Annotated in this window: 11 protein-coding genes; 3 read left to right on the top strand and 8 right to left on the bottom strand. The window is 73.6% G+C overall.

Annotated features, from left to right (window positions below):
• The first annotated feature begins 155 nt into the window (after positions 1-155).
• Positions 156-1,490 (top strand): DUF6777 domain-containing protein, encoded by a 1,335-nt coding sequence (locus ABT122_RS05865; protein ID WP_351545951.1) that lies wholly within the window; start codon positions 156-158, stop codon positions 1,488-1,490.
• A 12-nt stretch (positions 1,491-1,502) separates the two neighbouring features.
• Here ABT122_RS05865 and ABT122_RS05860 read toward each other — a convergent pair whose 3' ends face one another.
• From ABT122_RS05860 to ABT122_RS05850, 3 genes are all read right to left on the bottom strand, one after another.
• Entirely contained in the window at positions 1,503-2,372 is an 870-nt protein-coding gene (locus ABT122_RS05860) for a GNAT family N-acetyltransferase (RefSeq protein ID WP_351545949.1), read from the bottom strand.
• A 72-nt stretch (positions 2,373-2,444) separates the two neighbouring features.
• Positions 2,445-3,899, bottom strand: a complete 1,455-nt coding sequence (locus ABT122_RS05855; protein WP_351545946.1) for an amino acid permease — start codon at positions 3,897-3,899, stop codon at positions 2,445-2,447.
• 135 nt (positions 3,900-4,034) lie between these two features.
• Complete coding sequence (locus ABT122_RS05850) at positions 4,035-4,991, bottom strand: hypothetical protein (protein ID WP_351545943.1); 957 nt, start codon at positions 4,989-4,991, stop codon at positions 4,035-4,037.
• Between the two features lie 375 nt (positions 4,992-5,366).
• Between ABT122_RS05850 and ABT122_RS05845 the strand changes: the two genes are divergently transcribed.
• Positions 5,367-5,804, top strand: a complete 438-nt coding sequence (locus ABT122_RS05845; protein WP_351545940.1) for a DUF6299 family protein — start codon at positions 5,367-5,369, stop codon at positions 5,802-5,804.
• A gap of 30 nt (positions 5,805-5,834) precedes the next feature.
• Here the strand turns inward: ABT122_RS05845 and ABT122_RS05840 are convergent, their stop codons facing one another.
• Positions 5,835-8,462 (bottom strand): SpoIIE family protein phosphatase, encoded by a 2,628-nt coding sequence (locus ABT122_RS05840; RefSeq protein ID WP_351545937.1) that lies wholly within the window; start codon positions 8,460-8,462, stop codon positions 5,835-5,837.
• 71 nt (positions 8,463-8,533) lie between these two features.
• Positions 8,534-9,001 carry a nuclear transport factor 2 family protein gene (locus ABT122_RS05835; protein ID WP_351545934.1) on the bottom strand — a complete coding sequence of 156 codons (468 nt, stop codon included), beginning with the start codon at positions 8,999-9,001 and terminating at the stop codon, positions 8,534-8,536.
• Between the two features lie 238 nt (positions 9,002-9,239).
• Between ABT122_RS05835 and ABT122_RS05830 the strand changes: the two genes are divergently transcribed.
• Entirely contained in the window at positions 9,240-10,163 is a 924-nt protein-coding gene (locus ABT122_RS05830) for a MurR/RpiR family transcriptional regulator (protein WP_351545931.1), read from the top strand.
• 464 nt (positions 10,164-10,627) lie between these two features.
• On the opposite strand, the gene ABT122_RS05825 is transcribed toward ABT122_RS05830, so the two are convergent.
• The 3 genes from ABT122_RS05825 to ABT122_RS05815 all read right to left on the bottom strand — a co-directional run bounded on the left by ABT122_RS05825 (position 10,628) and on the right by ABT122_RS05815 (position 14,756).
• Entirely contained in the window at positions 10,628-11,386 is a 759-nt protein-coding gene (locus ABT122_RS05825) for a Clp protease N-terminal domain-containing protein (protein ID WP_351545928.1), read from the bottom strand.
• A gap of 716 nt (positions 11,387-12,102) precedes the next feature.
• Positions 12,103-12,864, bottom strand: coding sequence for a hypothetical protein (locus ABT122_RS05820; RefSeq protein WP_351545926.1), 762 nt, complete (start codon positions 12,862-12,864; stop codon positions 12,103-12,105).
• Positions 12,861-14,756 carry an alpha-amylase family glycosyl hydrolase gene (locus ABT122_RS05815; RefSeq protein ID WP_351545923.1) on the bottom strand — a complete coding sequence of 632 codons (1,896 nt, stop codon included), beginning with the start codon at positions 14,754-14,756 and terminating at the stop codon, positions 12,861-12,863. The genes ABT122_RS05820 and ABT122_RS05815 overlap by 4 nt, the downstream gene beginning before the upstream one ends.
• Positions 14,757-14,868 lie beyond the last annotated feature (112 nt).

The following is a 14,868-nucleotide window of genomic DNA, read 5'->3' as shown; positions in this document are numbered from 1 at the left end:
GCAGCCCGGCGCCGCACCGCCCGCCGGGGAGGGCCGGATGCGGCGCCCGCTTGCGGACTCCCGGATTCCGGGGCACACAATGACCGGAGAGTGTGCCCGTTCCGCGCGCCGCCGGAGCCCCGTCGCTTCTGTTCTCACCGTGGGAAGAAGACCCCATGAGCACCGAACCCCCGCCGTCCGACCGCCCCACCGGTCCCCCGTCCGGCCCTCTGTCGGGGCGGCCGGACCGGGAGTCCGTCCCGCCGCCCCCGGAGCGGCCGAGCGGGGGCGGCCGGCCGAGCGGGCCGGAGGGGACCGGTGGCCCCGGCGGGCCGGGCGGGCCCCGGGGGCCGGGCGAACCGCCGGGGCCCGGCCGGGCGGAGGGGCCGCGCGGGGGCGGCGCGCCGTGGTGGCGCTCGGTGCCCAAGGTGGCGGCGCTCGCCGCCGCCGTGGTCGTGGCGGTCGTGCTCGCGGTCGTGCTGAGCGGCCGGGGCGGAGGCGGGTCGAGCGCGCGGAGCGAGGTGTTCCTCCAGGCGGCGGGGTCGGCGGGACCGGACCCGTACACCCCGTCGACCGTGGCCCAGACCGCCCCCGCGACGCCGTCCCCCCAGCCGGCGGGCACCGCGTCGGCGCAGCCCCCGACCACCCGCGAGGTGTCGGGTTCCACGCCGGGGCTCTACGGCGGCAGCCGGAATGTCGCGAGCTGCGATGTGGAGAAGCAGATCAGCTTTCTGACGGCCGATCCGGACAAGAACCGGGCGTTCGCGTCCGTTCTGGGCATCGGCCCGGACGCGGTGCCGGACCATCTGCGCTCGCTGACCCCGGTTCTGCTGCGGCTGGACACCCGGGTGACCAACCACGGCTACCGCGACGGCGGGGCCACCGGCTACCAGGCCGTGCTCCAGGCCGGTACGGCGGTGCTGATCGACGACCGGGGTGTGCCCGAGGTCCGCTGTGCCTGCGGCAATCCGCTGCTGCCGCCGACGGCGCTCAAGGGCGACGCGAAGCGGGTGGGTGAGCCGTGGCCCGGCTACAGCCCCGCCCGGCTGGTGACCGTGGAGCCCGCGAGGGAACCGGTGAAGGAGTTCGTGCTCTTCGACGAGAGGAGCGACGGCTGGATCGCGCGGCCCGCCGGGCACACCGGGAAGACGGACAAGGAGACGGCCCCGCCCGCGCGGGACCCGCTGGCTCCCTGCACCTCGCCGTCCGGCGGCGGGGTCACCTGCCCGCCGGACTCCCCCTCGGCGCCCGGGGACTCGCCGCCGCCGGGTGATTCGCCGGAGCCGGACCGGTCCCCGGCGCCGGGCTCGCCGGAGCCCGCGTCGCCGCCGGCCGAGGAGCCCCCGTCCCCCGGCGCGTCCGCACCGGAGTCGCCCGCCGCGCCGGACTCGCCGGAGCCCCCGCCGGCGGAGGAGACACCGCCGCCGCCGGCGGAACCGGCTTCCCCGGGGTACGGCACCGGGGGCACCCCGGCACCGCCGCCCGGGATGCCGCCCGCGAACCCGTCCTGACCGCCCTCGGGTTCAGCCGAGTTCGAGCGAGGTGACTCCGAAGATCCGCTCGGTGCGCAGCTCCGGAGCGGGTCCGGTGTACATGCGCACGGTGGGGAACTGCGGTGCCAGACCGCGCGCGGCGGCGATCTCCTCGGCCTCCGGCTGGGTCTCGGGCATGTCGACGGCGATCTCGTCGTCCGGGCCCAGATGGGCGGTGAGGCCGTCGAGCAGGGCCTCGGCGTCCTGCCTGGTGTCGGCGAAGAGCGGGCCGACCCGGTGCGCGTCGTGGCCGGGGCGGATCGCGCCGTAGCCGGTGACCCGCCCGTCGCGCAGCCGTACCAGGGCGAGATGGCCGGGGGCGGTGAGCCAGCGGGAGAGAAAGGCGCGCCGCCCGGCCGGGAAGCAGTCGCGGTCGTACGCGGCGATGGCGTCCAGATGCTCCGGGGCGACGGGGACCGTGCCCGCGCCTCCGGTGCCCGAGGCCACGGGACGGCCCGCGTGGCGGACGGTCCCGTACGCGGGGATGAAGCCGGAGCGCCGGTAGTTGGCCTGCTGGGCGGGGACCGCGTCCAGTCCCACCAGCCGGTCTCCCGCGTGCCCGAAGCCCGCCTTCCAGGTGGCGATGCCGAGGCCCCGGCCGCGCAGGTCGGAGCGGACCACGTAGTAGCCGAGGAAGGCGTACCGGTCCGAGTAGGCGACGACGGAGACGGACGAGACGATCTCGGCTCCGATACGGCCGACGAAGAAGCCGGCCGGGTCGGTGGGGTGGAAGCAGGCGACATCGCCGCGGCCGGGGTTCCAGCCTTCGGCGACCGCCCACGCGGCCACCTCGTGCCAGTCCTCCGGCGAGGCGGCGGTGACGGTGAGTCCGGCCGCCTCCTGGGCGAGAGGGTTGTTCATGGGAAGGAATCCGTTCTGTCGGTTGCGTCGTTCCGCGTCGGTCCCGTGCGGGTGCGCCCGAGTGCCGGGCGGTCAGATCAGGTCCATGGCGGCGACCTCGTCGGGGCTGCCGTAGCTGACGGGCCCCTGGAAGCGCCGGCGCGCGGTGGTGAACCACCAGGCGGTGGCGATGAGCAGGACCGCGCCGAGGGCGATCGGGGCGTAGTTGAAGGTGGTGGGGGTGATCGGGGAGGCGTGCGGCAGCATGAAGAGCACACTGCTGAAGACGATCCAGACGACGGCCGTGAGCGCGATGGGCTTGCCCCAGCGGCCGAGGTGCCAGGGGCCGGGCTCGAACGCGTCGCCGAGGCGCAGCCGCAGGTAGATGGGGACGCCGTAGGCGAGATAGAGGCCCACCACATTGACGCTCACAATGGCGGTGAACGCGGTGTGCGACCACCAGGCGGGGGCGATCAGCACCAGGGAACACGCGGCGGCCAGCCATACCGCCTTGACGGGGGTGCGGGTGCGCAGTGACACCGAATGCCACAGCCGGGAACCGGGCATCGCGCCGTCCCGCGCGAAGGCGAAGATCTGCCGGGTATTGCTGGTCATGTTGGCGAGTCCGCAGAACAGCATCGCGCCGATCACGATCAGCAGGAGGAGCTTGGCCGTGCTCGCGCCGAGGGCGTCAATGAGAATCTGCACGGGCGGCGCCGAAGCACTCGCTGTAGCCGAGTAATCGCGGATCGCATACACCAGGGCGAGCATAAGGATCAGTCCGGCGACCGCCGAGCCGCCGATGGCCCGCATGATGCCCTTGGGAGTGTTGACGGTTGCCTTCACCGTCTCTTCCGACATGTGAAAGCTTCCGTCGAAGCCGGTGAACGTCCAGCTCGTCACGAGCAGTCCGAGCATCGCCGCGTACACGCCGTGGCTGAACCCGGTGGTGTTCACGAAATGCGTGGCGAAGGAGGCCGGTTGATGGTGCGTGGGGACCAGTACGAGACTGAGGACGATCACCGTCATTCCGATCAGCAGCCACCACACGGAGATCCGGTTGAGGGTCGCGACGAGCTGGACGGTGTAGGTGTTGGCGAGTGCCTGTAAGAGCACGATCAGCGCGGTGATGAGCACGGTGCTCTGCCCGGTCACGGTGTAGCCGGGCCACTGCATGACGATGAACGCCTGGATGAAGGTGGCGGCGGCGTAGCCGGTGGCGGCGGTGCCGCCGATCTGGCCGACGAAGTTGAGCCAGCCCGTGTACCAGGACCAGGCGCCCCGGTGGCGCTTGGCGAGTTTCCCGGCGGAGAAGTAGAGGGCACCGCTCGTCGGATAGGCGGAGGCTATTTCCCCCATCGCCGCGCCGACGAACAGCACCATGATGGAGACGCTGATCCAGCCGAAGACGAGAATCAGCGGGCCGCCGGCCCCCATCCCGAAGCCGAAGGCGGAGAAGATACCGGAGATGATATTGATGATGGTGAAGGAGATGGCAAAGTTGTCGAATCCCCTGAATCTCCGCGTGAGTTTTCTGGGATAACCCATCGCATGGAGTGTCGCATCGTCGTCGATAGGCACCGAATCACCCTCGTGGCGACGTTTCCGCTGGGCGGGGAGAGTGGTTCTCTCGGACACGGCAGCGTCCTTTCCATTCCTTGTCGGCCGGACCTCCGGCGGGGCTCAGTGGGAACTGGGTACGGGGAGCCCGCAAGCGCGTCTCGCCTTGGTCAGTTGTTCGTCGGGGGCTCCGAAAACGCTCCAGGGCATTCGTGCGGCATAGGGACCCATGGCCATCAGGACTTCCCGCGCCTCCAATTCGCGCCGGCCCATGTAGAGCGCGTGTGCCAGATAGGAGAGGTCGAGGACCGGGGTGAACCGGTAGCTCGCGAGCAGGGGGAACCAGTGGGTGTAGCTGCCGGTGGCGGTCGCCACCCACTGGGGGCGGCGCCAGGCGCGGTAGCCGAGCAGGGAGGCGGGGTCGTACTCCTCGGCGAGGGCGACCAGCGGCAGCAGCCGCAGCGCCGAGGTGACCGGCGCCCGGTGGCTGAGAAAGGTGGCGACGTCCCAGCGCGCGCTGGCGGTGCCGCCGTACCGGGTGAAGAAGAAGGCGAGGAAGCGGTGGTGGGCCTCCCGGTTCCAGGGATCGAGGCCGATGATGCGGGAGAAGACCCGCCAGGGCCCCGGGGGCGCGGTCAGCATGCCGCGCGGGGCGGGGTCGAGGGGGCGGCGGATGCGGGCGAGGGCGAGGTGGGCCACCCAGGGCGTCGGGTCCTCGGGGAACATCCGGGCCGCCCGCTCGCAGGCGGCCCTGGCGATGTCCACCAGGGCGTCGGTGTGCGGGTCGCGGGCGTCGGCGGAGCGCAGCGCGCGCAGCATCGCCACCCGCGCCCACAGCAGCGCCGACTCGGGCCCCGGCTCCTCGCCGAGCCAGCGCTCGGCGAGATCGGAGTCCGCGGCCTCGGAGGCCAGCACCAGGGACCGGTGGGCGCGGACGTCGAAATCGCCACGGGCGTCACGCAGCACTTCCTGCGCACTGAAGTACCGGCCGGCTTTGACGTCGATACACGCACGCGCCAGTCGGTGGTCGTCAGCCGCCGGATGCCAGACGTACTGCCCGTCGAACGAACCAGCAGGCACGATCCCCTCCCCCGTTCCCCCGGATGACACGACACCATCCGCGGGCATTCACGCCAGGCCGAATCAGGCCGGATCTCCCCGTCGGTCACCGGCAGCGGGACCACACCCTACTCACGATCAAGTGAGAGCGAAAACACTCGTCCGAGTAACCTCCGCGGGGTTTTTCGGGCATCCTGCGGGGAAGTCACCGGGAGCTGGCATATGCCACCATCGTGTGCGCCTCGGGGATTCCGGGGCTTCTTCAGTAACGAATGAATTACCTGGTTGAAACCTGCACTATCCTATCGGCCAGTTGACCGACAATCAGAATAGAAGCCGTGTCACCCGTTCGCATGGACATGCGAAACCTCTGCCCCATGCGCTCGTTGGGGGAGCATGATCAACGCACGACGCACCACGCTCCTTTCCACCGTCTGCATCGCGGCCGCCCTCATCACCGGCCTCACCCCCGGGTCCGCCGGCGCGCAATTCGCCCCGGACACCATCACGATCACCCCCCAGGGGCGGATCGCCCAGGACGGCACCCTCACCCTCAGCGGCACCTACCGGTGCTCATCGCTGCGCTCGGGCCCGGTCCTCATCGGCTCCAACGCCGTCCAGGGCAGCGCCCGCGCGGAGATCGACGGCGCGCTGGCGACCTGCGACGACCGGACCCACACCTGGCGGGAGACCACCGACCCGAGCGGTGCCTTCACCCCCGGCAGCGCGCGGGGCGAGGCCGTCCTCATCGAACTGGACTCCTCCAACGGGTTCGTCCCGCTTCCCGTGATCCTCAACACCGCCCGCTCGGAGATCACCCTGAGCAGGGGCTGAGCGGGCTCGCACCGCTGCCGGCCGCCCGGCTCACTCCCAGCGGGCGGCAAGCAGCAGCGCGATGTCGTCCGGCCGGTCCGTCGCCTGGACGGCCTCGCGGATCAGCCGGTCGGCCGTCTCCGCGAGCGGCGAGGCGCCGCACCGCGCGAGGGTGGACCGCAGCCGCTCGACCCCGATGTCGATATCGGTGCCCGGCTCCTCCACCAGCCCGTCGGTGTAGAGGGCGAGCACCGCTCCGGGGTCCAGGGTCAGTTCGGTGACGGGGTACGAGGCCGAGGCGTCCACCCCCAGCACCACACCGCCCGCCAGCTCCAGCACCTCGGTACGGCCCTCCGGACGGTGCAGCAGGGGCTGGGGATGCCCGGCCCGCACCGCCTGGGTGCGGCCCGTGGCCGGGTCGACGACCACATAGCAGCAGCTGGCGAACTGGCCGGGGTCCAGGTCGATCAGCAGCCGGTTGGTGCCGCTCATCACCTCCTGCGGATCGTGGCCGCTGAGCGCGAAGGCGCGCACCGCGCTGCGCAACTGGCCCATGGTGGCGGCGGCCGGCACACCGTGGCCCTGGACGTCGCCGATGACCAGGGCCAGGCTGCCGCCGGTCTCGACGACGTCGTACCAGTCGCCGCCGACGTCCATGCCCTGGGTGCCGGGGAGATAGCGGCCGACGGTGGTGGCGTTGCGCAGCACCGGCAGCCGGTGCGGCAGCAGGGCGTCCTGGAGACCTCGGGCGAGCGCCGCCTCGCTGTCGTAGCGCCGGGCCCGCTCCAGGGCCTGGGCGATCAGTCCGGCGAGCGCGGTGAGGACCGTGCGCTCCTCGTGGCTGAAGCCGCGCGGCTGGTCGAAGCCGAGGATGCAGGAGCCGACCGGCCGGCCGGAGGCGATCAGCGGCAGAAAGGCGCGGGCCCCCACATGGGCGTCCAGCGGGATGCCCGGGTAGGCGGCGGCCAGATGCTCCATGGACTCGAAGAACAGCGGACGGCCGGAGGTCAGGGTCTCGACCCCGGGCAGCCGGGCCTCCAGCCCCACGCCCTCGAAGCGGCGCAGGAAGCCCTGCGGGAATCCGGTCTCCCAGGCGAGGAAGAGATGCCTCTCGTGCAGCAGGTAGATCGCCAGCTGTCCGCCGCCGAAGGCGGGCAGCAGCTCATCGGTGACCACGGCGGACACCTGACGGGCGGTCACGGCCTCGGTGAGCGCGATGGCGAGGGCGACCGGGCGGTAGAGCACCGAGGTGCGGTCCGCCGGGGTGCCGAGACCGGCGGCGAGCCCGGGGCCCTCGGCGCTCCCGGTCCCCGTCCCCGTCCCCGGCAGCCGTGTCCCGGCACCGCTCCCGGAGCCGGCTCCGGCGCCGCCCGGGGGCTCGTCCGAGGGGACGAGGAGGACGGTCACCCCGTCGTGGCCGGGGTACAGCTCGAAGGAGAGCCAGTCGTCCGGCCGGCGGCGGGCGGCGAAGCGGACCGGGGCGTGCGAGATCAGGGCGGCCCGGAAGTGCTCCTCGTAGAAGGGCCGGCCGAGCCAGGGCAGCGCCTCCCAGAGCACCCGGCCCGCCAGCTCCGGCCGGCCCAGGCCGAGCACCGTCTCGGCGCCCCGGTTGAGATGGACGATCCGGCCGAGCCGGTCGAGGGAGAGAAAGCCGCGCGGGACGCGGTCGGTGGCGTCGGAGACCACCGGTCCCGCCCCGAGGTCCAGCACGAACCCGGCGAGCCGGCCGCGCGCCGCCGCGCCCGGCGGGCCGGGGTCCCCGCCGCTCCCGGGGCCCGCGCCGAGGCCCCTGGTGCCACCGGCGGCCCCCGTCGCGCCTCCGTCGCTGTCGCCGTCGCACGTCAGCTCGACCAGGTAGGGGCGGCCGTCGGGGCCGCGCAGCTGAATCCGGCGGGAGGCCGGGGGCCCCGCGGCGGCGGTCTGCTGGGCCAGTGACCACAGTCCGAGGACGTCCTCCCGGGCCAGCCCCTCGGTCAGCGCCCCGACCGTCCCGGGAAACTCCGCCGGGGCGGTGCCGAGGATGGCGCACATCCCGTCGTCGGCGCTGACCTCGCCGCTGCCGAGGTCCCAGGTGAACCGGCCCCTGGCCACCGGGGGCGTGATGACGGCCGGGAGTTGCACGGAGAGCGGCTCGCCGTCCCACTCCACGGGTGTCCCCGACGCGCCGAGCGCGCCGAGCGCGGCCCCGAGCCGGTGGGCCGCGCTGTCCAGCCGCCGGCGGTCGGCGCTCTCGACCGGCCGCCCCGGGGTGGCCCGGCGCAGCACCACGAGCACCCCCAGCCTCTCCCGCCCGCCGCTGACCGGCGCGTACAGCGAACCGAACGGGAAGGGCAGCCCGGCCATGAGCTGCGGGAAGCGGCGCATGGCCTCCTCGGCGTCCGCGAGATGGATGGCGCGGCCCAGCCGGAAGGCCTCGGCGATCGGGAAGGGGCGGTTCGCGTGCATCCGCCACCAGGGCCGGAACAGGGTGGGCGGCAGCCCGGCGAGCACGGCCAGCCGGAGCAGGCCCCCGGTCCGCGAACGCAGATAGACCCCGCCCGCGTAACCGCCGACCGCCTCGATCGCGCTCACGGTCGCGTGCGCCAGTACGCGTTCCCGCTCGCCCGGTGCCCGGCCGCCGCTCCTCGGTGTCCCGCTGGTCACACAGACAGCATGCTCCCCGGCCGCCGGTGCCCGCATCTCCGTGGCGGCGGCCCGGACGGGACCGTACGGGACCGGGGACCGGGTGGGCCCCGGGCGGGACCGGGCGGTCAGAAACCGAGGCCGGCCAGACCCGGGTGGTCGTCGGGGCGGCGGCCGAGCGGCCAGCGGCAGCGGCGGTCGGGCTCCTCGATGGGGGTGTCGTTGATGCTGGCGTGGCGGGTGCGCATCAGCCCGTCGCCGTCGAACTCCCAGTTCTCGTTGCCGTACGAGCGGTACCAGACGCCCGAGTCGTCGTGCCACTCGTAGGCGAAGCGCACGGCGATGCGGTCGCCGCCGTGCGCCCAGACCTCCTTGATCAGCCGGTACTCCAGCTCGCGCGCCCACTTGCGGGTGAGGAAGGCGACGATCTGGTCCCGTCCGTTGATCCACTCGGCGCGATTGCGCCAGCGCGCGTCCTCCGTGTACGCGAGGGCGACCCGCTCGGGGTCGCGGCTGTTCCAGCCGTCCTCGGCGAGCCGGACCTTCTCGGCGGCCGAGGCGCGGGTGAACGGCGGGACGGGGGGCCTCACGGGCATGGTGTCTCCCTGGAGCAACCAGGACATAACAACTGGTCTCGGTGGCGGCAGCGTAGGGAGGACGGTGATCGTCCCGCAAGTCCGGCCCGCCGGGTCCGGGCGCCGTCCGGCACCGCGAGGCGCTGTCCGGCGCTGTCCGGCATGCGGGACGGCCGGCGGATACGGGTGCGACCGGGCGCTCTCCACGGGGGCCGCTGGGCTATGTTGAGCGGCAGCGGGACGAGAAGGAGTGACACCGGTGCCATCAGATCAGCAGGCACGCGCCCAGGCGTCTGCGATCACGCCGGGCGGACCGTCGCCCGACGCGGAGGCCGCCCCCACCGACAGGGTCCTCGCCCTCTTCGGGGACCACCGGCTCTCGCCGGCGCAGCGGCGGATCGCGCAGTACATCACCGATCACCTCACCGAGGCCGCCTTTCTGTCGATCACCGATCTCGCCGAGCGGGTGGGTGTCAGCCAGCCGTCGGTGACCCGCTTCGCCGCCTCCGTGGGCTTCAGCGGCTATCCGGCGCTCCGCGAGGCGCTCCAGCCGATCGCGCTCTCCGCCCTGGCCCCCTCGCCGGGCGCGGGTGACGCGGCCCGCCGCAATGAACTCCAGGCGGCGATCGACACCGAGATCGAGAATCTGGAGAGCCTGCGCCGGGTGCTCGCCGACACCGGGCGGGTGCTCGACATCGGCGGCGAACTGGCCCGATCGGTACCGCTGACCGTGCTGGGGCTGCGGATCTCCGGCTCGCTCGCGGAGTACTTCGCCTACGCGGCGCGCCGGATTCACCCCGATGTGCGGACGGTGACCCGGGGCGGCAGCGTCGCCTATGACGCGCTGGTCCAGTCGCGGGAGGCCGGCGGGAGCTGGGTGCTGGCCTTCGCGATGCCCCGGCACGCCAAGGAGACCCTGGCGGCGCTGCGGGCCGCCCGCGCCACCGGGCTGAAGGTCGCCCTGATCACCGATCAGATGCTCGGCCCGCTGCTGGGCGAGGCGGACGCGGTGCTGACCGCCGCCACCGGGTCGCGGCTGGTCTTCGACTCCTACGCGGCGCCCGGGGTGCTGTCGGCGGCGCTGCTCCAGGCCATGGCGGACGCCGATCCGCAGCGGACGCAGACGCGGCTGGAAGGGTATGAACACGCCGCCGAGCAGCACGACTTCTTCCTCGACGACTGAGTCCGCCCCACCCCGTCAGGGGCGGGGCGGCGGTGCCCGTGGCCGTGACCGGCCGCCGCGCCACGGTGCATGAAATTTTTCATACCCTTGCTTACTCAACGGTATATATATTTACTGCTCTGGTACCGGCGGGGTTCATCGGACCCGGGCCGGGCCATGCCTCCGAGGAAAGCCGGCAGCGCGCGACCATGCACCTCTTCTTCCGCCCCGCCTTACGCGGCAGCCGCCGCGCCGAGCGGCCGGGGCCCGTACCGCCGCCGAGCGGTACCGGGACCGGCGCGGCCACCGCGCCCGGCACGCCCGCACGGGCCCGATAGACCGGAGCCCGGGGAAGGACGCTTCTCCTCCTCGCGTCCCCCTCCGCGGTGCTCCGCCCCGGGCAGTTCCGACCCCTGACGGGCTGCCCACTCGGCGGCCTCGGCCAACCCCTGGGCCGAGGCCGCCATGATCCTCCTCCCGGGCCGTCAGCCCAGGTCCGCGACCTCGCCCCGCGCATGGGCCGCGGCGATCGCGGCCAGCGCCTCCGCGACGTACGACTCGACGGCCGCCCGGTCCACACCGGCTCCGGAGAGCACCCCCGCACCGCCCTCCTGTTCCAGCAGGGCGAGCAGGATGTGCTCGGTGCCGATGTAGTTGTGCCCGAGCCGCAGGGCATGACGGTAGGTCAGCTCCAGCGCCTTGCGGGCCCCTGCGTCGTACGGGGTCAGATCCGGCACCTCGTCGACGGCGGGCGGGAGCGCGCCGGTCGCGGCCTGCCGGACGGAGTCCAGCGGGATGCCCTGCGCGAGGATCGCCCGGGAGCCCATCGCGGCGGGATCGGCGAGCAGTCCGAGCGTGAGGTGGACGGGGGTGATCCGGTCGTTGCGCGCGGCGTGGGCCTCGTTCTGCGCGGCGGCGATCACGTTCTTGGCGCGGGGGGTGAAGCGGCTGAAGCCCTGGCTGGGGTCGAGATCCTGGGCCTCCGCGCCGTCCTTGGAGACAAAGCGCTTCTGGGCGGCCTGCCGGGTCACTCCCATGCTGGCGCCGATCTCGGTCCAGGAGGCGCCCGAGCGCCGCGCCTGGTCCACGAAGTGGCCGATCAGATGGTCGGCGACCTCGCCGAGGTGGTCGGCGGCGACCACCGCTTCGGAGAGTTGGTCGAGGGCGCCGGTGTGGTGCTTTCTGATGGCGTCGATCAGATCGTCGAGACGGACGGTTCGGTTCATCTGCACGGGCTTCTCCATGCGTCAACCTTAGGTTGACACCTGGGTCTCGTCAACCTTGGGTTGACGGGCCATGGGTGTGCGGCCTCTCCGCACGGTGCGGGCCCGCGTCGGGGGCCGGCCCCCGAGCCCCCGCGCCTCAAACGCCGGCGGGGCTGGGGGTGCTGTCTCCCTGCCGGGGGGCTGGGGTTGTGTTGCCTTCCCGGCAGGGGGGTGCGCTGCCCACCCGACAAGGGAGGCTGAGGTGTGCTGCCCATCCGCCAGGGGGTGCGCCACCCACCCGGCAAAGGGGGCTGAGGTGCACCGCCCCCTGCTGAGGGGCTGGGGTGTGCTGCCCAACCGACGGGGGGTACGCCACCCACCCGACAAGGGAAGTTGAGGTGCACCACCCAACCGACAGCGGGTACACCACCCACCCGACAAAGGAGGCTGAGATGCACCGCCCCCTGCTGAGGGGCTGGGGTGTGCTGCCTCCCTCCGAAGAAGTCGTCCCGTCCTCCGCACCCTCGGCCGACACCGGCGGAGGCTAGGAGTGTGCTGCCACCTGCCCGGCACCCGGCACCCGGCACGCTGCGGCGTTGCCTTCGGGCGGCGGGGGCAGGTGTGGCGGCCACCCCGGGCGGGGGTGGGGTGGCCGCCTCCGGTGAGGATCGCCCGTCTTGGGCATCTCCGCAGACATCGGCAGGGACGGGGCGAGGGGGCCCGCGGCGGCGGGGATCGCCGGGCCCGGGACGGGATCACCCCGCCCGTTGCGGCGCGCCCGTCGCGTACAGGGTGAAGGTGTCGGCGCCCCAGCGGACCGTGCGGCGGCAGACCAGGCCGTGTTGGGCCAGATGCGGTCCGAGCCGCTGAATCCGGGCCCGCAGCGCGGGCAGGGTCATCGGCCGGGTCGCCTCGCCCAGCAGATAGCGCACGTCATGGCAGCAGAGCGGACCCTGCGCGCCCAGCAGGATCTCCAGCAGCAGGGACTGGCTCCGGTGCGAGGGCTTCAGCGGCTCCGGCGCGGTCGTCGTCGGGTCCGGCTCCGTGCCGGTGGCGCGGCCGAGCCAGCGGAGGTCGGCGGTGATCCGGGCGGTGAGCGCCGAGGCCGTCGTCTCCCGGTTCAGTACGTTGAGAGCGCCCGCGGCGAGCAGCGGCTCCGGGTCGACGCGATGGCCCAGCGCGACGGCCACGGGCCCGAGCAGCCGTAAGGACCGCACGCGCTGGACGAGTTCGGCGAGGGGTTCGGGAGTGGGGCTGTCGAGCACGGCCAGGACTCCCCCGGCCCGCCTCAGGTACTCGTAACCGAGCTGATCGCCCCAGGGGCGCACCACGAGCCGGAGCGGGCAGGCCCGGCGCAGCCGGACCGCCCACTCCAGGCTGGCGGGCACCGCGAGCGAGACGACGACCACCCGGGGGGCTCCGTCCCGCGAGCGGGCGGAGCGGCGCCGGGCCGGGGCCGCCGCACTCCGGGCGGAGGAGGGAGAGACGGCCGGAGCGAGGTCCGGGGACGCTCTCATGACGCTGGTCCGCATGGTCCGTTTCCCGGGAGTGGCTCCGGCCCGGCGGGCGGGAGACCGCGGTGGGCCGGTCCGGCGGCGGCCTCCGGGGGCCGGGGCGGCCCGGGGACGAAGGGCTCGGCCGGGAGGGCGCCCGGCCCGGGGCCGCCGGCGGCCCACCAGGCCGCCGTGTTGCCGGCGAGCCGGCCGGGCGGGCAGGGGCCGCTGGTGAGCAGCGGGGTGTCCGTGACCGGTGCCGGTACGGACCGGTCGCCGAAGTTGACCGCGCAGACCAGGCCGTCCGCGCGGGCGAAGGCGAGGACCTGGGGCGGCGTTTCGAGCCAGCGCGGGCCGCCACCGGCCGCACCGCGCCCCGGGACCGCTCGCCCGTCGGCCGCCGGGCCCTCGAACCGCGCCGGCGGGTCCGGCCGGCGGAAACGGCGGCGCAGTTCGAGGGCCCGGCGGTAGAGGTGCCAGAAGGACCCCGGGTCGCCCAGGGCGCGGTCGGTGGTGTGCTCGGCGAACCAGCCGGGCTGCGGCAGCCAGGGCGGCGCGGTGCTGTCGGGGCCGGTGAAGCCGAACGGCGAGGCGTGTCCCGACCAGGGCAGCGGGACCCGGCAGCCGTCCCGGACATAGCGGCGGCTGCCGGTCCTGCGGAAGATGGGGTCGGTCAGGGCCTCGTCCGGCAGTTCGACCTCGGGCAGGCCGAGTTCCTCGCCCTGGTAGACATAGGCGGCTCCGGGCAGGGCCAGCATCAGCAGCGCGGCGGCGCGGGCCCGGGCCGCGCCCGTGGCGCCGTCGCCACCGGCGTACCGGGTGACGGTCCGCACCTGGTCGTGGTTGTTGAGGACCCAGGTCACGGTGGAGCCGGTGCCGGCGATGTCCCGCAGCGCCTCGGCGATCACCCGGCGGAAGGCGCCCGCGTCCCAGCGGGCGCCGAGCAGATGCAGGAAGAACGCCTGGTGCAGTTCGTCGGGGCGGACATACGCGGCCTGGTCGGCGGCGGTCGGTACGGAGACCTCACCGACGAGCAGCCGGTCCCGGCCGTCGCAGGCGGTGTACGACTCGCAGACGGCGCGCCAGTGCCGCCAGACCCCGTGCACCTCGGGCTGGTTCCAGGCCAGCGGGTTGACGGAGTCGCGGGAGCGCTCGTCGGCGGCCGGGTCCTCGGAGTCGGGCAGGTCGGGGTGGTGGAAGAGGCCCGTCGCCACATCGACGCGGAAGCCGTCGACGCCCCGGTCCAGCCAGAAGCGGAGCACGCCGTCGAAGTAGGCGCCGACGCGCGGGTCGCGCCAGTTGAGGTCCGGCTGCTCCGGGCTGAAGAGGTGCATGTACCACTGCCCGGGGCTGCCGTCCGCCTCCCGGACCCGGGTCCAGGCGGGCCCGCCGAACATGGAGTGCCAGTTGTTCGGCGGCAGGGCGCCGTCCGGTCCCCGGCCGTCGGCGAAGTGGAAGAGGGAGCGGGCGGCGCTGCCCGGCGCGGCGGCGAGGGCGGCGCGGAACCAGTCGTGCTCGCTGGAGCAGTGGTTGGGGACGATGTCGATGAGGACCTTCAGGCCCAGCCGGCGGGCGTCGGCGATCAGGCGTCCGAACTCGGCCAGATCGCCGTAGACCGGGTCGACCGCGCGGTGGTCCGCCACGTCGTAGCCGTGGTCGTGCTGGGGCGAGGGGTAGAAGGGGGTCAGCCAGATGCCGTCGACGCCGAGCTTGCGGACATAGGGCAGTCCGGCCCGTACACCGGCGAGGTCGCCGATGCCGTCGCCCGTGCTGTCGAGGAAGCTGCGGACATAGATCTGGTAGATCACCGCGTCACGCCACCAGGCGCGGGCGCCGGTGCCCGGGGCGGGCGGGGGTCCGGCGGTCCGGAGGCCGCCGCGCGGGCCGGTGTGATCAGCCCTCCGGGTCAGGAACATCCGTCACCCTCCTTCACGAGCGGCCGTAGTTTCATGTTATGTAGTGGCGAGCGAGCAGCGTCAAGCCATTCGTCCGAAATCGCGCCGAAAAACAGGGAGTTGACGCGCCAGT

The sequence above is a fragment of the Streptomyces sp. NPDC001985 genome (assembly GCF_040296845.1).
GTDB lineage: Bacteria > Actinomycetota > Actinomycetes > Streptomycetales > Streptomycetaceae > Streptomyces.
The sequence above is the reverse complement of the archived record's forward strand: the minus strand, read 5'-3'. Positions and strand labels throughout refer to the sequence as shown.

What these genes read in the sequence shown, in the direction of transcription:
- ABT122_RS05825 (WP_351545928.1), bottom strand. Translation starts at nt 11,386, where the DNA reads ATGGAGAAGCCCGTGCAGATGAACCGAACCGTCCGTCTCGACGATCTG.
- ABT122_RS05815 (WP_351545923.1), bottom strand. Translation starts at nt 14,756, where the DNA reads ATGTTCCTGACCCGGAGGGCTGATCACACCGGCCCGCGCGGCGGCCTC.
- ABT122_RS05855 (WP_351545946.1), bottom strand. Translation starts at nt 3,899, where the DNA reads ATGGGTTATCCCAGAAAACTCACGCGGAGATTCAGGGGATTCGACAAC.
- ABT122_RS05860 (WP_351545949.1), bottom strand. Translation starts at nt 2,372, where the DNA reads ATGAACAACCCTCTCGCCCAGGAGGCGGCCGGACTCACCGTCACCGCC.
- ABT122_RS05835 (WP_351545934.1), bottom strand. Translation starts at nt 9,001, where the DNA reads ATGCCCGTGAGGCCCCCCGTCCCGCCGTTCACCCGCGCCTCGGCCGCC.
- ABT122_RS05840 (WP_351545937.1), bottom strand. Translation starts at nt 8,462, where the DNA reads ATGCGGGCACCGGCGGCCGGGGAGCATGCTGTCTGTGTGACCAGCGGG.
- ABT122_RS05820 (WP_351545926.1), bottom strand. Translation starts at nt 12,864, where the DNA reads ATGAGAGCGTCCCCGGACCTCGCTCCGGCCGTCTCTCCCTCCTCCGCC.
- ABT122_RS05865 (WP_351545951.1), top strand. Translation starts at nt 156, where the DNA reads ATGAGCACCGAACCCCCGCCGTCCGACCGCCCCACCGGTCCCCCGTCC.
- ABT122_RS05845 (WP_351545940.1), top strand. Translation starts at nt 5,367, where the DNA reads ATGATCAACGCACGACGCACCACGCTCCTTTCCACCGTCTGCATCGCG.